Genomic DNA, 20715 nt, shown 5'->3' with positions numbered 1-20715 from the left:
CGCGACGACGCCATGAGATGCGCGTGCGCCTCCGCCCCGCGCTGGTGGTCCTCCTGCTCGCGCCCTACGCCGTGGTTTTCTATGCATTCCTGGCGCTGCGCCGCGCCACCGCGTCGTTCCGACCGCGGCACCCGTGGCGCACGTGGGTGAGCCCGAACCTCCTGATCGGCGGGTTTCTCCTCCCTGGCGACGTCGCCGAGCTCCGCCGCCTCGAGGTCCGCGCGGTGATCAACGTGTCGCGCGAGCTCTACGATCCGGTGCTCGCCCTGCGCGCGGCGGGGGTCGAGTACCTGCGCATCCCCTGCTGGGACATGTGCGCCCCCACGCTCGAGGAGGCCGCGCGCGGCGTGGCGTTCCTCGAGCGCCATCTCGGCGCTGGCCATCGCGTCCACGTCCACTGCGCGAGCGGCGTCGGGCGGAGCGTCACGCTCGCGCTCTGCTACCTCACCACCCGCGGCGGCCTCGAGATCGGCGAGGCGATCGCCCTGCTCGAGCGGCAGCGCCCGCGCGTCGCGCTGCGCCGGGTGCAGCGCGAGTTCGTCGAGCGGTACGTCGCCTGGCACCGCGCGCAAGCGGAGGCCAGCGAGCGCGCGTCGCCGCCCGCGATCACCTCCTGCGCAGCAGGGACCTCAGGCTGAAGAGCCCGAGCGCGGGCGCCGCGAGCGCGAAGGCCCCGCCGCATCCCGCGAGGACGAGCGCGGCGCCCCACGGCGTGGCGACGATCGCCTCCGGCAGCGCGGCCCTCAGCGCCACGCCGCAGCCGACCGAGACCGCCGTGAGCGCGGCGACGCGGCCGATCCGGACCTGGTCCAGCCCGAGCCCGCCGATCTCGCGCCGCACGCGGAGCGCGAGGGCGATCGCCTCGACCCACCCGGCGATGACGGCGCCGAGCACCACGCCGAGCACGTCGAGCCGCTGCATCAGGAGGAGCGCGACGCCGGTGCTGACGATCACGCGATAGAGCGCGTAGCGCGCCGGCGTCCTCGTGTCCCCCAGCGCGAACGAGGTGGTGATCAGCACGCGCCCCGCGGCGTTCCCGAGCAGCGCGAGCCCGTAGGCGCACACGAGCGGCTCGACCCGCGCGGTCGACGCCCGATCGAACGTCCCGGTCTGCAGCAGCAGCGTGATGAGCTCCCGCCCGAGCACCATGAACACGGCCGTCGCCGGCACGGTCAGCACGGTGATCCGCGCGAGCGACGCTCCGAGGCGGCGCGCCAGCGCCTCGTTGCGCCGCGCGACGTCCGCCTCGGCCGTGTCGCGCGCCATCTCGGGCAGCGCCACCGCGGCCTCCCCTGTGCCGAGGATGCTCATCGGCAACAGGTAGATCGTCTGCGCGTAGTTGAAGGCCGCGTTCGCGCCGGCGCCGAGGAAGCTCACGAGGAGCGTGTCGACGAGCCCGGAGACCTGGATGATCCCGCGGCCGAGCAGCGCGGCGGGTAGCTTCTCGCCCGCCTCCCGGACGCTCGGGTCGCGCGCGTCGAGGCGCGGCTTCAGCCCGCCGAGCAGCGAGCGCGCCGCGGGGAGCAGCAGCGCGAGCTGCAGCGCGGCGCCGGCGAGCGCGCTCCACGCGAGCGCCTCGGCGAGCGGCTCCCCGCGCATCCCGAGCCACGCCCCGCACACGAGCAGCCCCGCGATCTGGGCGGCGCTCCACGCGACGGGCGCGGCGTAGGGGAGGAAGAACCGGCGGTGCGCGTTCAGCACCCCGAGCCCCCACGCCGACAGCACGAGCAGGCCTGTCATCGGGAAGATGATTCGGACGATCCGCGTCGTGCTCGCGAGCTTGTCCTCGTCGAAGCCAGCCGCGACCAGGAAGGACAGCCACGGCGCGGCGATCACGCCGACGATCGACGCGGCCGCGGCGGCGACGAGCAGGAGCCCGAGCGCGGAGAGCGCGAAGTGCGCCGCGCGGCGCGCGTCGTTGGCCGCGCGGAGGCGCGCATAGACCGGGATGAACGTCGCCGAGAGCGTCCCCTCGCCGAGGAGGTTCTGGGTGATGTTCCCCGCGCGGAACGCCGCGGCGAGCACGTCGGCGAGCTCGGATGTGCCGAAGAAGTGCGCTGTCACCCGCTGGCGGATCAGCCCCACGAGCCGCGAGAGGATGATCCCCGCGGTGACCATCGCCGACGACCGCGCCGCGCTGGGCGCCGCCTCCTGTCCAGCGGCCGGCCGGCGCGCGCCGGTCGCCGCGGGAGCGCCCGGCGCTGCGCTCGCCGGCGCGGTCCCTGCCTGCGTGGCGGCGGGCGGATCGAGGTCGGGCGGCACGGCGCCGCTTCTATCAGACCTCCCGCCCCTGTGCGACCTCGGCGCCGGCTGGCCGGCGGCTCAGTCCCTGAGCCTCGCGGCGCCGATCCGCTCCGCGTGCGTCAGCACCCGCCGCGCGATGTCCGGCCCCTCGCTCCGGCGATCCAGGTGCCGCGGGATGAGCCCGCGCTCCGCGGCCTCCCACAGCTCCGGCTGGGAGATCCCGGTCTCGGTCCGCGAGCGCAGCTGCGACAGGGAGATCTCGACCGTGGGCAGGAGGATCGGGCGCTGAGGATCGTGGAGGAGCGCCGGGTCGATGCAGCACGACAGATCGTTCGCCCCGCCGGAGCGCGCGTTCAGCGTGGGGATGTCGAAGCGCGCCTCCAGCGTGCGGATCACCGACGCGTGGTCGAGCACGGTGCTCACCGCGCAGCCTCTCCGGACGAACGGGCCCGCGACGATCGACGGCACCCGGAACCCGAGCTGGGAGAACAGCGGATCGTCGTCCGTCGCAGTGGGCGGCGCGACGTGGTCGAAGAAGCCTCCGTGCTCGTCGTAGGTGATCACGAAGAGGCACTGACCCCACTGCGGGCTCCTCGCGAGCGCGTTGTAGATGCTGGCGATGAGCACCTGCCCGAGCTGCACGTCGTGGTCGGGGTGATCGTCGTTCGCGGTGGCGCCGAAGAACTGGGGATCGATGACGGAGAACGCGGGGAGGAGCCCAGCGGCCGCGTCCTCGAAGAAGCGCTCGATCCCGGAGACGCCCTTGAACTTGAAGTACGCCCCCGAGCACCACGGCACGTCATGGTAGTAGTTCCTGCTCGAGATCCCCGCGTCGCTCAGCAGCTCGAACACGCTCGTGAAGCCGGTGACCGGCACGTTCCTGGAGACGCCCCTCGACGTGGCGCCGTGCAGGAAGAAGCGGTTGGGCCAGGTCGGTCCGAGCACCGAGCAGAACCAGCGCTCGCAGATCGCCGATGCGTCGGCGAGCGCGTAGAGGATCGGCAGGTGCTCCCGCACGTGATAGCCCATCACGTCGCGCTCATCCGGCCCGGCGTGGGCGGCGACGAACCCGTCGTTCATCCCTTGATTCCACTGCGCGTGGGCTGCGTCCCAGCTATGCGGCGGGTCGGCGGGCGTGAAGTTGTCGAGCTGGAAGGGCGAGATCCGCGCGCCGTCCGGCGCTCGGTTCGACTCGTTCCCTGTCAGGCCGTCGATCGGCCTGCCCTCCTTCAGCCGCAGCGAGCCGAGGTAGTGGTCGAACGAGCGGTTCTCCATACAGAGGACGACGATGGTGCTGATGGGCGCGAGCAGCTCTGCGGGGCTCAGGCCTCCCGTGTCGGCGCAGCGATTCGCAGGAGCGCCGCCGGCGCCGCCCGCTCCCGCCTGTCCCGAGCCGCCCGCTCCCCCTGCGCCGCCGGCGCTGCCCGCTCCGCCGGAACCGTCGCTCCCGCCCGAGCCATCGGTGCTCGAACCGACGTTCCCGAACATCGTCGCGCTCTCCGTGGCGGTGCATCCGAAGGTCGCGGCGCCGACCGCAGCGCCGAGCCCTGTCAGCACATGGCGTCGGGTCAGGGGATCACCCGGCGGTACATTCTGTTTTTTCATCACACACAGGATCCCCAGGAACGCAGGGCCGAGGAAGGACTTTTGGTCTGCCCTCGATTCGACAATGTCCCGCGTGTACCCTGGGTAACCGCCGAGCAACCGCAGCGTGATCCACGTGACCCTCCGCGCACACCCGCGCGACTGCCCACGTAACCAAGAAAACCTTTCTTTTCGCGAGGTCAGCGCGGTGATATGGGTAGAAGACGCGGGGGCCGACGTTTGCACTCTGTCCACTTCCGATGAGCTCGAATCCGCTCCCATCTACGCCCGCCGGGATTGATGCCGTCGAGAACGGCCGGTCGATGAGGCCGCTGAGACCGCTCCGGCTCTGCATCGTGGACATGAACAATGGCCACGTGAACCAGGCGATGCGCTGCCTGCGCGGGCTTGCCGCAACGTTCTTTGAACGTGTTCAGAAGCACAATCCTGGCGTATTTTGCGAGGTTATCGAGGCGTCTCCCCGGGACACAAACACACCCATCCCTACAGACTGTGATCTGTACCTCTCTTCGGGGGGCCCCGGCTCTCCGTTCGATGGAGAGGGCGAGCCGTGGACGCTCGACTTCGCGCGCCTGCTGGACGGCGTGGTCGAGTCGGCGGTCCAGGGGGGCGCGGAGCGGCGAGCGCTCTTCGCGATCTGCTATTCGTTCGAGCTCGTCGTCCATCACTACCGGCTGGCCGACGTCGTGCCGCGTGCTGATCGCAAGTTCGGGGTCATGCCTATCTACACGACCCCGCTCGGCCAGCAGCACCCGTTGCTGTCTCCGTTCGGCGATCGTCTCTTCGCCTTCGAGCACCGCAACTGGGAAGCGGTGAACCTCGACGAGCGCCGCCTGGGCTCCCTCGGTGGCCAGCTCCTCGCCCGCGAGAGCCGTGACGGGATCTCCAAGGGCCGGGCGATTCTCGGGCTGCAGGTCGCGCCGGGGCTCGAGGCGGTCCAGTTCCATCCGGAGGCGGATCGCGCCGGCGTCATGAGCTGGCTCGCGCGCCCTGAGCAGGCGGCCGCCTTCAAGGCGACCTATGGCGAGGTCACCTACCACGCGATGCTGCGCACCCTGGACGATCGAGGGAGGCTCGCGCGAACCTACGCGCTCGTGATCCCAGGTTGGCTCGGTCGCTGCTTCAACGAGATCGCCGGCCCCCGCGGCTACGCGGAGCTCCCGCCGGTCGAGGACATCCCGTGCTCACGCTTCGACGCGCACTGCCGCGCCGAAGATCCGGCCACGCCCTCCGCGCGACCGCCCGGCTCTGGCGAGCATGCCGCGCGCGGCGCCTGAGCAGAGCATCGACGCGGCCTGCACAGGGGTGCTGCCCGATGCTGCACGCTGCTGAAACGAACGAGAAAGAAGGCGGCGGTAAAGGGGAGCGAGGCGCGAGGCGCGAGCGACGGGACACGGGAGTGGGGAGAGTGGGAGAGGGGAGAGCGCGGGGCGAGATAGAGGTGGAGAGCGGTGTGGCTGGGTGAGCCGCTGGCCGCGCTGGCCGCGCTGGCAGCGGACGCGCCGACGAACGACTGCTCGCGCCTTGCGCGCTGGCCTACCTGCGGCTTATGGTCACAGGATAAAGGATGAGCGCGAGCAGGGTTCGCGGGCCAGCATCCGGTGCCGGGGGTTCCTCGGGCACGCACTGAGAGAGAACGCATGAATCACTCGCGTCCGGCCGCTCCGAGGAGTCTACCTTCGCCGGACGTCCGCGAGCCGGGCGCGCCCGAGGAGGGGCACCGCGGCGACGCGTCGCCGGCGGAGGCCGCGGTCGCACAGCCCTTCGCGCCGGCCGAGGATCCTGACGCACAGGAGGCCCAGCCAGATTCGCAGCTGGGCGTGACGGATCCGATCGCCATGTCGCAGGTCCGTGACGCGCTGAAGCAGCTGAGCCGCGAGCGCGGGACCGAGCCGCACGTGCTGCTCATCATCTACCATCGGCACGGCGCCGAGACGGTGCAGCTGACCGACGGGGTCGGGGTCGTCGTGGGTCGCGATCCGAGCGCCGACGTCGCGATCCCCGAGCGCAGCCTGTCGCGGCGCCACGCGCGCTTCACGTTCCAGCGCGGCGACGTGCTCATCGAGGATCTCGGCTCGACGAACGGCACCTTCCTGAGCGGGCAGCGCGTGGAGCAGGGCACCCTGAAGCCCGGCGACGAGGTGGTGCTCGGGGAGATCACGGCGTCGTTGCGCGTCATCGCGAGCGCCGAGCTGCCGGTGCTCAACCTCGACGCGCTGGACGCGCGCCGCGGCGCCTTGGAGCGGAGAGAGCTGCCGAACGTCGACAACCTGATGGGCGGGCCGACGCCGGCCGGCGGCGTGCGCGCGGTCAACGACGAGGGGCTCGTGATGCGCAGCCCCGCGATGCGGCCGGTGCTCGAGACCGCCATGCGCCTCGCGCGCTCGTCCGCGCCCGTGCTGCTCCAGGGCGAGTCGGGGACCGGCAAGGACGTGCTCGCGCGCCTGATCCACGAGGCCGGCCCGCGCCACAGGAAGCACATGATCCGCGTCGGGTGCAGCGGCGTGCCCGCGCAGCTCCTGGAGAGCACGCTCTTCGGCCACGAGGCCGACGCCTTCCCGGGCGCCACCCAGGCGCAGGAGGGCGTCTTCGAGACGTGCGCGGGCGGCACCGTGGTGCTCGACGAGGTCGGCGATCTCCCGCCTTCCTCCCAGGCCGCGCTGCTGCGCCTCCTCGACACCGGGCGCATGGGCCGCATCGGATCGACCAGAGAGATCGAGGTGGACGTGCGGATCGTCGCGACCACGTACCGCGATCTCGAGGCGATGTGCGAGGCGGGCACGTTCCGCTCGGACCTGCTCTACCGGCTCAACGGGGTGCCGCTGCGCATCCCTCCGCTCTGCGAGCGGCGCGAGGACATCGGGCCGCTGGCGCAGCGCTTCCTCCGGCAGGCGAACGAAGCGCACCGGCGCAACGTGCGCTCGCTCGATCCGGAGACGCTCGCGCTGCTGGAGCAGTATCCCTGGCCCGGCAACGTGCGCGAGCTGCGCAGCGCCATCGAGCGCGCCGTCGTCATCGCGAGGGGAAACGTCATCACCCCGCTCGACCTGCCGGAGAGCATCAACGCCCTCGCGACGCGCAAGCGCTCCACGCCGCCGCCGCCGGACCGGCCTTTCGTCGAGATCGCGCCGCCCAGCTCCGCGCCGACGATCGGGCTCAAGGCGCAGATGGACCGCCTGGAGGCCGAGATCATCCTCGAGGCCCTCCGCGCGACCAACGGCAACCTGGCGATGGCGGCGCGGCGGCTCAGGATGCCGCTGCGCACGCTCCAGGAGAAGATCGCCAGCCAGGGCTTGAAGCGCTCCGATTACCGGGACGGCCCGCCCTCGCGGTCGAAGTAGGCCTCGAACGGGCGGAGCGCCGGCGGCTCAGCCTTCGTCCTCCAGCACCGCCAGGGCGGCGTTGCGCCCGCAGGCGCCGTGGACCCCGGCGCCGGGGTGCGCATAGGACGAGCCCAGGTAGAGGCCGCGGACCGGCGTTCGGTAGCGGAAGTAGGGGAACACCGGCCGGAAGAAGAGCTGATGCCGGATGTCGGCCGAGCCGCCGCCGAGATCGCCGCCGATGAGGTTTGCGTCCATCGCCTCCAGGTCGTCCGGCGCCCAGATCTTCCGGGCGAGGATCCGCTGCCGGAAGCCGGGGGCGAGCTCCTCGATCCGCGCCTCGATGCGGTCGGCGAAGCGCTCGCGCGAGGACGCCCAGCCGCCGTCGATGGAGGAGGGGACGCGCGAGTAGGCCCACAGGGTGTGGCGCCCGGCCGGCGCGCGGGTCGGATCGGCCAGCGACTGCTGCCCGATCACGAGGTACGGGTGCTCGGGGAGCGCGCCGGCGCGCACCTGCCGCGTGAACTCGGCGAGATCGTCGAGGCTGTCGCCCGCGTGCACGACCGCGGCGCGCGCGGCGTCCTCGTGGGACCACGGCGCCGGGCCGTCGAGCGCCCAGTCCATCTTGAAGGTGCCGAACCCCTGGCGGAACCGGCGCATGGCGCGCTGGACCCGGGCAGGGACGAGCTCTGCCGCGAGCAGGCGGAGGTAGAGCGTCGGCGCCGCGACGTCGGCGACGATCGCGCGGCGCGCGCTGATCTCCTCGCCGTCCGCGAGCCGGACCGCGGCCGCCCGTCCCTGCCTGGCGATGATCTGCTCGACCCGGGCGCCGCAGCGGAGGCTGCCGCCGCGCTCCTCGACGCGCCGGAGCAGGGCGCGCGTGATCGCGCCGGCGCCGCCCTCGGGCACCGCGAAGCCGCCGCTCGAGGCGAGCAGGGTGAGCATGAAGCCGACGATCGCGCCGCAGGGATCCTCCGGGCCGACGTCGGTGTGGAGGGCGAGGCCGGGGATCACCCGCCGGGCCGCCTCGGTCCGGAAGGTGCGCGTCGAGAAGCCGCGGCCGCTCGAGAGGGCCACCTGCGCGAGGCGGAGCAGGTTGAGGGGCCCGAAGCGGAGCAGCGCCCCGAGGGCGGGCGGCGTGGCCAGGAGCGCGTTCAGCAGCCGCTCGCGTGTGGCCGCGTGCCAGCCGGCGATCCGGCGCCACGCGGGGCCGTCCTCGCCGAGCGACCTCGCCGTCGCGTCGACGTCCCGCGCGATCGAGGCGCAGGTCCCATCGGGCGCCGGGTGAGCGCTGTCGATCGGCGCGTGCCGCCAGACGAGGCCGGCCCCCGGCAGGTCGAGCGGCAGCAGCGCGGGGCTCGTCTGCCCGAAGGGGAAGAACGCCGCGCCGAGATCGTGGTGGAACCCCGGGAGCGTCACCTCGCGCGTCCGCACGGCGCCGCCCGGCTCCTGCTCGGCCTCGAGCACGAGCACCGAGAAGCCCGCGCGGGCGAGGTACGCCGCCGCGGTGAGGCCGTTCGGTCCCGCGCCCACCACGATCGCATCGGGGTCTCTCTGCATCGTCGTCTGTGGCTCCTCAGCCCGCGAGCTGCGCGCTCGGCATGTTGCGGTTCGAGGCGATCGCCTGGCCGTTGCGCCCCACGACGAGCACGCCGACGGCGATCACGTCCGGGAACATCGCGACGCCGCGCTGCGCGGCGCGGGCGGGCGCGACGCCGTCGGCGAGCCAGTCATAGACCGTTCGCGCGAGGAGGCGTCGCGCGATCTCCTCGCCGACCCCGGTCGCCGCCACCGCCCCGTGCGGGCCGGCGTAGATCCCCGCGCCCATCAGCGGCACGTCCCCGACGCGGCCGCGGAGCGAGTAGGTCGACCCGCCCGTCGACGCCGCCGCGGCGAAGCGGCCGTGCGTGTCGCGCACGACGGCCCCGACCGTGTCGCACTCGACCGGCTCGGCGTCGAAGTTCCAGAACCGCGTCGCCGTGAGCGCGTGGAACCGCGCCGCGTCGTTCGTGTAGTCGCTGTCTCCCCCGCCGCCGCGCAGCGCGGCGAGGGCGCGGCCGTGCCTCTCGCGCGCCGTCTCGGTGACCGGCTCGTGGTCGGCGAACCCGAGCCGGCGCGCGAACGCGGTCGCGCCGGCGCCGGCGATGATCAGGTGGGGCGTCTCCATCACCTTCGCCGCGACCAGGACGGGGTTCTTCACCCGCTCGACGCACGCGACGGCGCCGAACCGTCCATCGCTGGTCATCACGGCCGCATCCATCTCGATCGTCTGCCCGTCGAGGCGGAGGTTCGAGCCTGTCCCGGCGTTGAAGCGCGGGTCGTCTTCCAGGCGGGCGGTCGCCGCGATCGCCGCCGCGAGCGCCTCTCCGCCCGCGTCCAGGGCGCCGAGCGCCTCATCGGCGGCCCTGGCGCAGCTGTCCGCGCCGTTCTGCGGCGCGGTCACCCCGCCGTGCGTGAGGATGACGTATTTCACGTCGTTCTCCTGCGCGTACCATGGCCACGCGCCGCCGCGAAGCCGGCCGGGCGCGCGGCGGCCAGGACGGGGGTCCGTCGCGCGGGGAGCGCGGGTCCGTCGAGCGGGGAGCGCGGGTCCGTCGAGCGGGGAGGCCGCGCGGCGCCCGGGCAGGGCCGCTGCGCTCGACACCCTGCCGCGCTCCTGATACGTCGCGCGCTCAGCCAGGAGCGGGGCCGGCGCCAGCTGACCGCCCGCCGCGGGAAGAGCGCGGCCAGGTCGAAGGCCGCCTGCGAAGCCGCCCAGCGAGGAGAGCAGAGACCGTGGCCAAGAACGAAGCGCCGAAGACCGCCATCACGCCCACGCGCAACGAGGACTACCCGGAGTGGTACCAGCAGGTCGTGCGCGCGGCCGACCTCGCCGAGAGCTCCCCCGTCCGCGGCTGCATGGTCATCAAGCCGTGGGGCTACGCGATCTGGGAGAACATCCAGCGCGAGCTCGACAGCATGTTCAAGGCGACCGGGCACAAGAACGCCTACTTCCCGCTGTTCATCCCGAAGTCGTTCCTCGAGAAGGAAGCGGAGCACGTCGAGGGGTTCGCGAAGGAGTGCGCGGTGGTCACCCACCACCGGCTGGTGCCCGGCCCCGGCGGCGGGCTCATCCCCGACCCCCAGGCCCGGCTGGAGGAGCCGCTCATCGTGCGCCCCACGTCCGAGACGATCATCGGCGCCGCGTTCGCGAGCTGGGTCCAGAGCTACCGGGATCTGCCGCTGCTCATCAACCAGTGGGCGAACGTCGTGCGGTGGGAGCTGCGGACGCGCCTGTTCCTGCGGACGTCGGAGTTCCTCTGGCAGGAGGGGCACACCGCGCACGCGAGCGAGGCCGAGGCGCGCGAGGAGACGCTGCGCATGCTCGGCGTCTACGCGACGTTCGCGCGCGACTTCATGGCGATGCCCGTCCTCGAGGGCCCGAAGACGGCGAGCGAGCGCTTCCCCGGCGCGGTCGACACCTACGCGATCGAGGCGATGATGCAGGATCGCAAGGCCCTGCAGGCCGGGACGAGCCACTTCCTGGGGCAGAACTTCGCCAGGGCGAGCGGCATCAAGTTCCAGACCAAGGCGGAGACCGAAGAGTACGCGTGGACGACGTCCTGGGGCGTGTCGACGCGCCTCGTCGGCGGCCTGATCATGACCCACAGCGACGACGACGGCCTGGTGCTCCCGCCGCACCTCGCGCCCGCGCACGTCGTGATCCTGCCAGTTTACCGCGGCGACGACACGCGCGCCAAGGTCGACGAGTACATCGATGGGCTCGCGAAGGAGCTCCGGGCGCAGCGCTTCGGCGAGCGGCGCGTCGAGGTCGAGATCGATCGGCGCGACATCCGCGGCGGCGACAAGCAGTGGGAGTGGGTGAAGAAGGGCGTCCCCGTCCGGATCGAGGTCGGGCCGCGCGACGTCGACGGCGGCGTGGCCATGGTCATGCGCAGGGACCGCTCGCCGAAGGAGAAGTCGAGCATGGCGCGCGCGGAGCTCGCGGGGCGCATCACCGAGATCCTCGCTGACATCCAGGCGACGCTCTACGGGCGCGCACTCGCGATGCGCGACGCGAACACGCATGTGATCAACAGCCGCGCCGATTTCGATGCGTTCTTCGCGTCGAAGGAGGGCAAGGAGTCGCAGGGTGGGTTCGCGCTTGCGCACTGGTCCGGCGATCCGGAGATCGAGACGGCGGTGAAGGACGCGCACAAGGTGACCATCCGCTGCATCCCGACCGGCGGGTTCGAAGGCGCGCCGTGGGCCGACGCGGTGACCGGCGAAGGGACGTGCATCTTCACCGGCAAGCCCAGCCCGCGGCGCGTGGTGTTCGCGAAATCTTACTGAGCAGAGGCGCCCGCCGGTTCACCGGGCGCCCGCCGGTTCACCGGGCGCGCTCGGCGTCGCCGGCGCGCCCGGCGCTTCGCCGGAGAGGACGCCGCGCGTCCCCTCGCAGCAGCGGCGCCTCAACGGCCGAGCGCGGGGAGCACGTGCTCCGCCAGGATCGCGGGGAGCAGCCGCAGCTGCGCGCAGTGTCCGCCGGGGCCCGCTCCGGCGTAACCGCGCACGTAGAGGCTGCCGCCGTCGTACATCCGGGTGAGCCGCAGCGCGTCTCCCGCTTCCTCGGCGCCGAGGCCCGGCGCCCCGGGCGGCGCGCCGTCGCCGCTGGAGGTCACCGCGATGGGGCTCGCTCCGAGCTCGCGCAGCAGGAAGGTGGCCACCTCTTTCGTGGACGCGTAGCCGCTCGTCGGGGTCTCGGTGTGCGTCAGGTAGAAGACGGGCGCGCCGCGCGCGGCGGCGTTCGCTAGGGCCACGTAAGGGGCAAGCTGGCCCTGCACGAGCGACGTCTGCCCAGGCATGTAGGAGCCATAGAGGGAGTCGAGCAGGATCAAGGCGTCGACGTGGCGGCTCCCGCGCTCGACGACCCTGCCGATCGCGCCCGACCCGGCGCTCCAGGACGACAGCACCAGGCGGCGTGCGCGCGCGCCCGTGATCCCGGCCGCAGCTCCGACCTCGCGGTCGATCGCCTGGAGCAGCGCGTCCCAGCCGCCGCCTTCGAGGGCGCGCGCGTAGGCGCTCGAGCGGGTCCCCAGATCGACCCCGGCGATGACAAGCTCCATGTCTCTGGGAGCCAGCACCTTTCGGATCGCCTCGGCGCCGTGAAAATGGACGAGCAGATCGTAGCCGCCGTCCGTCGAGATCGCGCGCGCCGGCGGGACGAGGAGCCTGCCCACCGGGAGGGGGCGCCAGCGCTCGTAGCCGCCGAAGCCGTGGTCGGCGAAGTCGCACCCAGCCTGCGCTTCGTGCTCGTCGAGCGCGATGCGCTCGGGCTCTCCACCCCTGGGCAGCGGCGACGGCTCCGCGGACGCGCTCGACGGCGCCGGGACAGGCGAGGCGCTGGGCTCCCGGCTCCGGCGCAACAGCAGGACGCTGCCCATGACGCCCAGGCTCGCTGCCAGGAGGAGCGCGTCGCGGAGCTGCCGCGCCCTGCGGCCGCTCAAAACCCGGGCGTGGTCACGGTCGGCACCCACTGCGTCGAGGGAGGCTTGCCCGGGGTTGGTTTGCGCGCGCTCGCGGCGGCCGATCCAGCGGCCGTCGCGCTCGGCGCCGCGGCTGCCGCCACGCTGCCCGCGCTGCGGCCGAGCCTCATGGCCTGCTCGGACGAGGCTGGCTGCGGCGCGGGCTGCCGCCGGAGCCACAAGATGCCTGCGCCGAGCATCGTCAGGAGCGCGAGCGCCACGGCTGCCGCCAGCGTCCCCGAGCGACGCCGCGTCGCGGGGGCCTCGATCGGGCCGAGCGGCGTCTCCTGGCCGGGCGAGCTCTGCTGGAGCGCCTCGGGCAGCAGCACCGGCTGCGGGAGCGAGGGAACGCTCGAGCGAACCGTGGGGAGCTGGGCGTCCGGGTGGCCAGGGGGGAGCTGCGTGAAGAAGAGCTCGCTGATGCTGTCGCGAACGAGCATCACCTCGGGCGGGTTCGACACGCGCTCGTCGAGCATGCGGATCGTGTCGCGCAGCGCGGTGCGCCGGCGCTGGTTGCGCTCTCCCAGCAGCCCCCGCACGAACGCCCCGACGTCGTGGTCCGTCACCGTCGGCTCCTTCGCCAGCACGGCCTCCAGCGCGCCCTCGAGCTCGAGCATCGTCTGATACCGCCTGTCGGGGTCCTTCTGGAGGCACGTCATCAGGACGTGATCCAGGTCGGGGGGGAAATCCGGGTTCTTCAGGAGAGGCGACAGCGCTGGCCGCGAGGTGATGTGCTTCAGCGTGAGGAGATCGTTCTCTGCGGTGAAGGGGTGATCTCCCGTCGTGAGCTTGTAGAGCACACTCCCCATCGCGAAGATGTCGGTGCGCCGATCGATCCGCTCGCCCCGCGCCTGCTCCGGGGACATGTACGGCACCTTGCCCTTGATCTGTCCCGCGGTCGTATCGTTGTGGGACCGGTTTGTCGCCTTGGCGACGCCGAAGTCCACGAGCTTCACGTGGCCGTCGTACGTCACGAGGATGTTCTGGGGTGACACGTCGCGGTGCACGAGCCCGAGCAGCTGATCGTCGCTCTGCGGGTCGCGGAGCTCGTGCGCGGCGTGCAGACCGAGGCACGCGCGGCTGAGGATGCGGAGCGCGATGCGCAACGGGATCGCCACGCCGCTCTTGTTCGCCGCCCGCGCGATGACCGACAGCGCCTCGCCGTCGACCCACTCCATCGCGATATAGAGGACGTCGCCCTGCTCCCCGAGGTCGAGGATCTCGGCGACGTTCGGGTGATGGATCCCCGAGGCGAGCCTCGCTTCTTCGAGGAACATCGACTCGAACTGGGCATCGTCCGAGAGCGACGGCAGCATCGTCTTGATGGCGACCGTCTTCTGGAAGCCGCGGAGGCCCTTGCGGCGTGCGGCCCACACCGTGGCCATTCCCCCCTGCGCGATGGGCAGGAGGAGCTCGTAATGCCCGAGCTCCTTTCCCGGCAACAGCTGGGGCTGGGGGATCATGACGTCGCGGCGCGCTCCTGGACGAAATGCAGGGACATCGGAAAGCTCGATCAAGTCTAGCATCCGGGCCCCGCAGGCGCGTTATGTGGTATTGCTTACATGAGTGCGGCTCGGGAGGTGTCCTCGCCGCGCCGGGAGATCAGGCGCCGGGCGGGACCGACTGTCCCCAAAGCTGCTGGTAGATCTCGCTGAGCTTCTGGTGGGTCTGGGCCGTGAAGCCGTTGACCCCCTGGTGGGGCCAAGCGAAGCCGTCGCCCATGGCCTGATTGCACGAGAAGGAGATGAGCAGGTCGACCGGCGTGGGGTTGTTCGGCCGGATCATGGAGATGCCCAGGCCCGGGTAGAAGCAGTTGCCGCGGTCCGCGGTGAAGCTGTCCTCATCGCCGAAGATGTCGAGGATCTGGTCCTTGAGCTCCTCATCGCTGTCGCCGGTCGTGAGCTGACGCTGCTGGAGGATGACGAAGTTCTTGAAGCGGGGCTGAGCGGGCAGCACCGGCGTGCTCGCCGTCTGACCAGGGATGAGGTTGGGCGGGATCAGGCCGGGGAGCGCCTGCTGCAGCCCCTGGAGAGCGGCCTGGCCCATCTGCTGGAGCTCGGGCGGGATCCCCGGAATGAGGGTGGGGGCCTGGGTCGTCATGGGCGCGGGGGCCAGCTCCTGCCCCTGGAGGCGGAGCACCGTGATCTGCGCCTTGTCCATATCGTCGAACGGCGCCGAGCGGGCCGCGCAGCCGAAGACGAGGGGGGCGAGCAAGACGATGCCTGCGAATGTACGGGTGGTGAGGTTCATGTTCACTTTGACGGTCATCTAGCACGGCTATGCGCCGGAAGGTGAACAGCGACCGCACACGGAAGGCCCTCGCGCGGGTCCACCCCCGGGCGGGTTCACATGGTGCTCGCGCCGAACTCGTAGAGCGCCCGGATCTCGATCAGGCGCGCCATGATGTCGGCGCGCGTCACCGTCGCGATCCGCTGCGTGCCCACCGCCTCGACACAGAACGAGGCGGTCGCCGTCGCGTGGAGCATGCCGCGTCGGAGCGCGAGCGGCGTGAGCTCCGGCTGGCAAGCGAGGTAACCGATGAGCCCGCCTGCGAAGGCGTCGCCGGCCCCCGTCGGATCGACAACGTCTTCCAGCGGGAAGCCGGGCGCCGCGAACACGCCGTCCTCGTCGAAGAGCAGCGCGCCATGCTCGCCGCGCTTGATGATCAGCCGGCGCGGACCGCGGGACAGGATCTCCTTCGCGGCGCGCCGGATATTGTACTTGCCCGAGAGCTGGCGCGCTTCCTCGTCGTTGACCACGAGCGTGTCGATGCGGCGCAGCATCGCCGCGACCGCCTTCGGCTCCCCCTCGATCCAGAAGTTCATGGTGTCAGCGAGGACGAAGCGCGGCGAGCGGACCTGCTCGAGCACGTCGAGCTGGAGCGCGGGGTGGATGTTGCCGAGCAGGACGAAGGGCGTGTCGCGGTACGCCTCCGGCAGCTTCGGCGCGAACGACGCGAACACGTTGAGCTGCGTGTCGAGCGTCGTGCGATGGATGAGATCGGCGTCGTAGCGCCCGGCCCAGCGGAACGTCTTCCCCGCAGCGCGCTCGACGCCCTCGACGGCGATGCCCCGGGCGCGCATCGCCGCGAGGGGCCCCTCGGGGAAGTCGTCGCCGACCACGGCGACCGTGCGCACCGGAGCGAAGCACGACGCGGCGAACGACGAGTAGGTCGCCGAGCCACCCACGACGTTCCTGGCGCTGCCGGAGGGCAGCTCGAGATCGTCGAAGGCCATCGAGCCAATGATGAGGATCGCGGAGGAGGTCGTCACAGAAGCCTCTCAGTCAGGTTGGCGCGCAGCGGCTGGCTGCGCGGTTCGTTTCAGCGACACCGTCGCCGCGCCCGTGTGGCCGGGCGAGACGATGCCGGCCCGCTGCTCGCTGCCGCGGAGCGGGCGCGGCGACAGCCTTCGCCGCGGAGCACGCTCACTCCGCCTTCTGCCGAGGGCCGATGAGCCACTCGAGCCGTGCCTGCGCGTCGGGCGAGGTCGCGCCGGCCGAGGTCATGATGGATTTCTGCAGCACGTGGCGGGCCGGGCTCTGCGACACGTCGGGGAGGCTGTGGGCGAGGGTCTTCGCGACGTTCCGCGCATGCACGATGTTGCGGTTCAACACGGCGATGACCGCCTCGACGCTCACCGCCTCCTCGGTCACGTGCCAGCAGTCGAAGTCGGTCGTGAGCGCGAGCGTGGCGTAGGGGAGCTCGGCCTCGCGAGCGAGCTTCGCCTCGGGCAGGTTGGTCATCCCGATGACGTGCGCGCCGAAGGACCGGAACATGTGGCTCTCGGCCCGCGTCGAGAACTGCGGGCCCTCGATGCAGACGTAGGTGCCGCCGCGGTGGACGCGCGCGGCGGTGGAGCGCGCGGCGTCGTGGACGGCGCTCGCCAAGAACGGGCACACCGGATCGGCGAACGGCACGTGGGCGACCACGCCGTCGTCGAAGAACGTCGAGGCCCGGCGCTTCGTGAAGTCGATGAACTGGTCGACGACGACGAGGTCGCCGGGCTCGATCTCCTCGCGCAGCGAGCCGACGGCGCTCACGCTGAGCACGTGCGTTGCGCCGAGCATCTTCAGCGCGCAGATGTTCGCGCGGTAGTTGATCGTCGAAGGGGAGAAGCGGTGTCCGCGCCCGTGGCGCGGCAGGAACAGGACGGTCGCGTCGCCGCCCGTGACCTGGCCGCGGAGCACGACGTCGCTCGGCAGACCGAAGGGCGTGGACACCGAGACCTCCTCGACGTCCTCCAGCCATCCCATCTCGTAGAGTCCGCTGCCGCCGATGACGGCGAGCACGTCGTGCGTCGCGCTGGTGCTCATCGCTCGAACCTCCGCTCTGCGAGCAGCCGCTCGCAGAGCGCCGCGCGCCGCTGGCGGCGGCACCGCTCGGCGAAGACGAGCGACCTCAGCTGCTCGTACGCGCGGTTGATCTCGTCGTTCACGATCACGTAGTCGAAGAAGCCGTAGTGCTCGATCTCCCCCTTCGCGTTGCGGAGGCGCCGGAGCGTCGTCGGCTCGTCCTCGGTGCCGCGGCCGCGCAGGCGCCGCTCGAGCTCGGCGAGCGACGGGGGCAGGATGAACACCGCGACCGCCTCGGGCAGGCTCGCCTTGATCTGCCTCGCGCCCTGGTGATCGATGTCGAAGAGGACGCCGCGCGCCGTGGCGCGGGCGATCTCGATCTCCTTCAGGCTCGTCCCGTAGAGGTGATCGTGCACGCGGGCCCACTCGGCGAACGCGCCGATGCGGATCATCTGCTCGAACGTGTTCGGGTCGACGAAATGGTACTCGCGGCCGTCGACCTCGTTCGGGCGCGGGCGCCGCGTCGTGTGAGAGACCGAGAAGCGCAGGTCGGGGAACTCGCTGCGCAACCTCCCGCAGAGCGTCGTCTTCCCGGCGCCGGACGGGGACGACACGATGAGGAGGAGGAAGTCGTCACTCAGTGCTTCGGTCGACATGCTCTCCTGTCACTCGATGTTCTGGACCTGCTCCCGCAGGCGTTCGAGCTCCACCTTCATCGCCACGACGTGATGGGAGATGGCGGCGTCCTGCGCCTTGGAGCCCAGCGTATTCGCCTCGCGTACCATCTCCTGAAGCAGGAAGTCGAGCCTCCTTCCGCAGGGCTCGCCGCCCGGCGCCGCGAGCGCGCCGCCGAACTGGTCGAGGTGGCTCCGGAGGCGGGTGACCTCCTCGGTGATGTCGCTGCGCTCGGCGAGCAACATCACCTCCGCCTCGATCCGCGTCGCCTCGAAGCCAGCCTCCACCCCGTGGAGCAGGCGCTCGACGCGCTCGCGCAGGCGCCGCCGGAGCGCCTCGCGCGCGTCGTCGGCGCGCGCTACGACCTCCGAGGCGAGCGCGCGGAGCGTCGCCACGCGCCCGCGCATGTCGCAGGCGAGCGCCTCGCCCTCGCGGTGACACATGCCCTCCATCGCGTCGATCGCGCGCTCGATCGCGACCTTGAGGGCGGCGCGGACGGCGGCGATCTCGTGGCCGCCGGCGGGCGCGAAGAGGTCCGGCACGGCGCAGAGCAGCGAGAGCGGCACGTCGGCGCCCGGCGCGAGCTCGTCGCGGAGCTCGGCGAGCGCGTGGAACGCCGCGCGCGCCTTCGACTTATCGAGCGTGCTCGGGGCCAGCACCGCCCCCTCGGTGCGCACGATGATCTCGATGCGGCCCCGGCGCAGGCGCTCGCGCGCCACCTGCTCGGCGAACATCGTCAGATCGACGAGCTCGCGCGGGAGCCGCGCGCGCACATCCAGGAAGCGCTGGTTCACCGAGCGGATCTCGGCGACGACGCGCCCCTCGGTGAGCGAAGCGTCACCGAGCCCGAAGCCGGTCATGCTCCGCACGCGCCGCCCCTCTCTACCTAGCTCGCCTGGGGCCCGGTGTCCGAGGCCGCCTGGGCCTTCGGCAGCGGAACCTTGCCACAGGTGACCGTGGTCGACGCGGCCGCGGGGCCCTTCTCACGGAGCGTCTGCAGGTACGTGACGGTGGGGGCGATGCCGTCCTCCCAGCGCACGCGGGGCTCGTACCCGATGAGCTCGGACGCGCGCGAGATGTCGGCGAGCGAGTGGCGGATGTCCCCCGCGCGGGCCGGAAGGTGCTCGATCGCGACGTCTCGCCCGAGGACCCGCGAGATCTCCTTGCAGAGCTCGTTCAGCCCGATCCTGCGGCCGCCGGCGATGTTGATGATCTCGCCCCTGAACTTCTTCGGCGACGTCGCGCCGAGCAGGTTCGCGGAGACGGTGTTCTCGATGAAGCAGAAGTCGCGCGTCTGCTCCCCGTCGCCGAAGATCGGGATCGGCCGGTTCTGCAACGCGGCGTCGATGAACCGCGGGATCGCCGCGGCGTAGGCGCCGTCCGGCGTCTGGTTCGGCCCGAAGACGTTGAAGTAGCGCAGGCTCAGGGTCTCCAGGCCGTAGATGCCCGCGAAGACCTTCATGTAGTGCTCGCAGGCGAGCTTCGTGACCGCGTACGGCGACAGCGGCATCGGCTCCATGCCCTCGTGCTTCGGGAGGACGGGCGTCTCGCCGTACGCGCTGGAGGACGCGGCGAAGATCACGCGGCGCACGCCCTGCCGGCGCGCGACGTCGAGCACCGTGACCGTGCCGCCGACGTTGACGGCGTTCGACTCGACCGGCGTCTCCACGCTGCGCGGGACCGACCCGAGCGCGGCCTGGTGGAGGATGACCTCGACCCCCTTCGCCGCCGCCGCGACCGCCGCCGCATCCCGGATGTCCCCGGTGATGCGCTCGATCAGCGACTGGTGCGGGAGCCCGTCTAGGTTCTCCCAGCGGCCCGTCGCGAGGTTATCGAGGACGCGGACCCGCTCCCCGGCGGCGGTCAGCGCCGCGGCGAGGTTGCTTCCGATGAACCCGGCACCGCCGGTGACCAAGTAGCGAGGCGTGGACATGTGCGTGCTCCCCAGCGGGCGCCTACTTCTTCTTGAAAAGGTTGTCGAGCTTGGAGCGCGAATCCGCGATGCGCTTCGAGTTATCTTCCGGTACGCCGTTCTTGAACGTGAAGAAAGTACAATAGTTCGCGCTTTCCCGATCCGGGATGTACTCGGCGATGTGCTCTTTGCACTGGTTATGCGCAGCCGGGTCCCAGTTCTCGCAGTTCTTGCAGCAGTGGAGGTCGACACCGCAATGGGGGCAGGTGTCCGCGCGCTGGAGCTTCACCTCGAAGATGAGCTCGTTCTTGCATTTATGACAGAAGTGCCGCTTCGCCTCGACCTTGGGAATCCAGCTCATGATGTCCTCCGGTACCACGGCGGCGCCCGATCTGGCAGGCCGAACGTTCCACACGGGGAATGGTCGCAGACGGTGCGCTCCTATCCTACAGAAGCATTCCTGTGGAACGGGCGCCGCGGCGCGGTTCGGGCGAGGTCTCGCTGGATCGACGGACGTCAGGGGCGGCCTGCTCGCCCTGCGGCGAGCTCGTCCGCCTGACGCCGGCGACTACAGCAGCCCCTTGCGGCGCTGGATCTCGCCCATGACCCGCTGGTACTCGACCTCCCAGGTGCGGGAGCCTTCCTGCACGTGGCGGAGCTTGCCGCGCACCTCGGTGTCGAGCGCCTCGTCCATCTCGAGGTACTTCCGCAGGATGGGCCTCATCCGGCGCCGCAGGTCGTGGTCCTCGACGAACACCTCCCCGACGTTGTTCGAGTGCATCAGCATCTCGAGCAGCTGGTCGAGGAGATAATCCATCGTTTCCTCGCCGGTCTTGATCCCCTTCTGCTCCGCGGCCAGGCGCTTGACCCGGTTGAACTCGCCCTGGGGCAGCCCGCGTGCCTGGAGGATCTCTTTCGCCCGCTCGGTCGCTTCCCGCTCGGCGTGCAGGTAGCTCGTGAACACCGACTCGACGTCGAGCGCGACCTCTTTTTTCGACTCGACTTCGATGTCACGGTTGTCCACGAGCGCGCGGACGATTTCTTCTGTGAGAGGAGTAATTTTGCCGCTAAAGAGGCGCATCCAACGTCCGTAGCTGGAGGAGCGGTCGAACTGGCTCCCCCGTGCAGGGGTTCATTCACGGGGCATGCCCGGCTCAAACCG

Annotated in this window: 18 protein-coding genes; 4 read left to right on the top strand and 14 right to left on the bottom strand. The window is 71.4% G+C overall.

The features are described 5' to 3' along the window. The first annotated feature begins 17 nt into the window (after nucleotides 1–17). On the top strand, nucleotides 18–638 hold the full coding sequence (locus tag WMF28_RS18515) for a protein-tyrosine phosphatase family protein (RefSeq protein WP_437603569.1): 621 nt from the start codon (nucleotides 18–20) through the stop codon (nucleotides 636–638). Here the strand turns inward: WMF28_RS18515 and murJ are convergent. Then, nucleotides 607–2262 carry a murein biosynthesis integral membrane protein MurJ gene (gene murJ / locus WMF28_RS18510; protein WP_437603568.1) on the bottom strand — a complete coding sequence of 552 codons (1656 nt, stop codon included), beginning with the start codon at nucleotides 2260–2262 and terminating at the stop codon, nucleotides 607–609. The two genes, WMF28_RS18515 and murJ, sit on opposite strands and share 32 nt — an antisense overlap. 60 nt (nucleotides 2263–2322) lie before the next feature. After that, nucleotides 2323–3849 (bottom strand): alkaline phosphatase family protein, encoded by a 1527-nt coding sequence (locus WMF28_RS18505; protein WP_437603567.1) that lies wholly within the window; start codon nucleotides 3847–3849, stop codon nucleotides 2323–2325. Between the two features lie 302 nt (nucleotides 3850–4151). On the opposite strand from WMF28_RS18505, the gene WMF28_RS18500 reads away from it, so the two are divergent. Further along, nucleotides 4152–5126: a hypothetical protein gene (locus WMF28_RS18500; protein WP_437603566.1), complete on the top strand. Its 975-nt coding sequence runs from the start codon at nucleotides 4152–4154 to the stop codon at nucleotides 5124–5126. A 363-nt stretch (nucleotides 5127–5489) separates the two neighbouring features. Then, a complete protein-coding gene (locus tag WMF28_RS18495) occupies nucleotides 5490–7190 on the top strand; it encodes a sigma 54-interacting transcriptional regulator (RefSeq protein WP_437603565.1) in 1701 nt (566 codons plus the stop codon). Nucleotides 7191–7217: 27 nt separating this feature from the next. Here the strand turns inward: WMF28_RS18495 and WMF28_RS18490 are convergent, their stop codons facing one another. Beyond that, nucleotides 7218–8729 (bottom strand): phytoene desaturase family protein, encoded by a 1512-nt coding sequence (locus tag WMF28_RS18490; RefSeq protein WP_437603564.1) that lies wholly within the window; start codon nucleotides 8727–8729, stop codon nucleotides 7218–7220. A gap of 16 nt (nucleotides 8730–8745) precedes the next feature. After that, complete coding sequence (locus WMF28_RS18485; RefSeq protein ID WP_437603563.1) at nucleotides 8746–9642, bottom strand: isoaspartyl peptidase/L-asparaginase; 897 nt, start codon at nucleotides 9640–9642, stop codon at nucleotides 8746–8748. Nucleotides 9643–9944: 302 nt separating this feature from the next. Between WMF28_RS18485 and proS the strand changes: the two genes are divergently transcribed. Further along, nucleotides 9945–11501 (top strand): proline--tRNA ligase, encoded by a 1557-nt coding sequence (proS, locus tag WMF28_RS18480; protein ID WP_437603562.1) that lies wholly within the window; start codon nucleotides 9945–9947, stop codon nucleotides 11499–11501. A 119-nt stretch (nucleotides 11502–11620) separates the two neighbouring features. Here proS and WMF28_RS18475 read toward each other — a convergent pair whose 3' ends face one another. The 10 genes from WMF28_RS18475 to WMF28_RS18430 all read right to left on the bottom strand — a co-directional run bounded on the left by WMF28_RS18475 (nucleotide 11621) and on the right by WMF28_RS18430 (nucleotide 20634). Then, nucleotides 11621–12655 (bottom strand): hypothetical protein, encoded by a 1035-nt coding sequence (locus tag WMF28_RS18475; protein ID WP_437603561.1) that lies wholly within the window; start codon nucleotides 12653–12655, stop codon nucleotides 11621–11623. Further along, the gene (locus WMF28_RS18470; protein WP_437603560.1) at nucleotides 12652–14136 is read right to left on the bottom strand and encodes a serine/threonine protein kinase; all 1485 of its coding nucleotides are present in this window, start codon (nucleotides 14134–14136) and stop codon (nucleotides 12652–12654) included. The genes WMF28_RS18475 and WMF28_RS18470 overlap by 4 nt, the downstream gene beginning before the upstream one ends. 139 nt (nucleotides 14137–14275) lie before the next feature. Beyond that, nucleotides 14276–14941 (bottom strand): hypothetical protein, encoded by a 666-nt coding sequence (locus WMF28_RS18465; protein ID WP_437603559.1) that lies wholly within the window; start codon nucleotides 14939–14941, stop codon nucleotides 14276–14278. Nucleotides 14942–15018: 77 nt separating this feature from the next. Then, complete coding sequence (locus tag WMF28_RS18460) at nucleotides 15019–15945, bottom strand: PfkB family carbohydrate kinase (RefSeq protein ID WP_437603558.1); 927 nt, start codon at nucleotides 15943–15945, stop codon at nucleotides 15019–15021. 154 nt (nucleotides 15946–16099) lie between these two features. Then, entirely contained in the window at nucleotides 16100–16987 is an 888-nt protein-coding gene (mtnP, locus tag WMF28_RS18455) for an S-methyl-5'-thioadenosine phosphorylase (RefSeq protein WP_437603557.1), read from the bottom strand. After that, on the bottom strand, nucleotides 16984–17622 hold the full coding sequence (gene gmk, locus WMF28_RS18450) for a guanylate kinase (RefSeq protein ID WP_437603556.1): 639 nt from the start codon (nucleotides 17620–17622) through the stop codon (nucleotides 16984–16986). Before gmk ends, mtnP begins: the two co-directional genes overlap by 4 nt. 9 nt (nucleotides 17623–17631) lie before the next feature. Further along, nucleotides 17632–18501, bottom strand: a complete 870-nt coding sequence (locus WMF28_RS18445; protein WP_437604278.1) for a YicC/YloC family endoribonuclease — start codon at nucleotides 18499–18501, stop codon at nucleotides 17632–17634. Between the two features lie 26 nt (nucleotides 18502–18527). Continuing rightward, nucleotides 18528–19574: an SDR family oxidoreductase gene (locus WMF28_RS18440; protein ID WP_437603555.1), complete on the bottom strand. Its 1047-nt coding sequence runs from the start codon at nucleotides 19572–19574 to the stop codon at nucleotides 18528–18530. A 22-nt stretch (nucleotides 19575–19596) separates the two neighbouring features. After that, nucleotides 19597–19914, bottom strand: coding sequence for a hypothetical protein (locus WMF28_RS18435; RefSeq protein ID WP_436618698.1), 318 nt, complete (start codon nucleotides 19912–19914; stop codon nucleotides 19597–19599). Between the two features lie 207 nt (nucleotides 19915–20121). Continuing rightward, nucleotides 20122–20634, bottom strand: coding sequence for a DUF507 family protein (locus WMF28_RS18430; protein WP_437603554.1), 513 nt, complete (start codon nucleotides 20632–20634; stop codon nucleotides 20122–20124). Between the last annotated feature and the right edge of the window lie 81 nt (nucleotides 20635–20715).

It is taken from the genome of Sorangium sp. So ce590, assembly GCF_051521365.1.
Lineage (GTDB): Bacteria > Myxococcota_A > Polyangia > Polyangiales > Polyangiaceae > Sorangium.
This window is presented reverse-complemented; position numbering and strand designations above follow the sequence as displayed.

What these genes read in the sequence shown, in the direction of transcription:
- WMF28_RS18515 (WP_437603569.1), top strand. Translation starts at nt 18, where the DNA reads ATGCGCGTGCGCCTCCGCCCCGCGCTGGTGGTCCTCCTGCTCGCGCCC.
- WMF28_RS18505 (WP_437603567.1), bottom strand. Translation starts at nt 3,849, where the DNA reads ATGAAAAAACAGAATGTACCGCCGGGTGATCCCCTGACCCGACGCCAT.
- WMF28_RS18500 (WP_437603566.1), top strand. Translation starts at nt 4,152, where the DNA reads ATGAGGCCGCTGAGACCGCTCCGGCTCTGCATCGTGGACATGAACAAT.
- WMF28_RS18495 (WP_437603565.1), top strand. Translation starts at nt 5,490, where the DNA reads ATGAATCACTCGCGTCCGGCCGCTCCGAGGAGTCTACCTTCGCCGGAC.
- WMF28_RS18490 (WP_437603564.1), bottom strand. Translation starts at nt 8,729, where the DNA reads ATGCAGAGAGACCCCGATGCGATCGTGGTGGGCGCGGGACCGAACGGC.
- WMF28_RS18470 (WP_437603560.1), bottom strand. Translation starts at nt 14,136, where the DNA reads ATGATCCCCCAGCCCCAGCTGTTGCCGGGAAAGGAGCTCGGGCATTAC.
- WMF28_RS18465 (WP_437603559.1), bottom strand. Translation starts at nt 14,941, where the DNA reads ATGACCGTCAAAGTGAACATGAACCTCACCACCCGTACATTCGCAGGC.
- mtnP (WP_437603557.1), bottom strand. Translation starts at nt 16,987, where the DNA reads ATGAGCACCAGCGCGACGCACGACGTGCTCGCCGTCATCGGCGGCAGC.
- gmk (WP_437603556.1), bottom strand. Translation starts at nt 17,622, where the DNA reads ATGTCGACCGAAGCACTGAGTGACGACTTCCTCCTCCTCATCGTGTCG.
- WMF28_RS18445 (WP_437604278.1), bottom strand. Translation starts at nt 18,501, where the DNA reads ATGACCGGCTTCGGGCTCGGTGACGCTTCGCTCACCGAGGGGCGCGTC.
- WMF28_RS18440 (WP_437603555.1), bottom strand. Translation starts at nt 19,574, where the DNA reads ATGTCCACGCCTCGCTACTTGGTCACCGGCGGTGCCGGGTTCATCGGA.
- WMF28_RS18435 (WP_436618698.1), bottom strand. Translation starts at nt 19,914, where the DNA reads ATGAGCTGGATTCCCAAGGTCGAGGCGAAGCGGCACTTCTGTCATAAA.
- WMF28_RS18430 (WP_437603554.1), bottom strand. Translation starts at nt 20,634, where the DNA reads ATGCGCCTCTTTAGCGGCAAAATTACTCCTCTCACAGAAGAAATCGTC.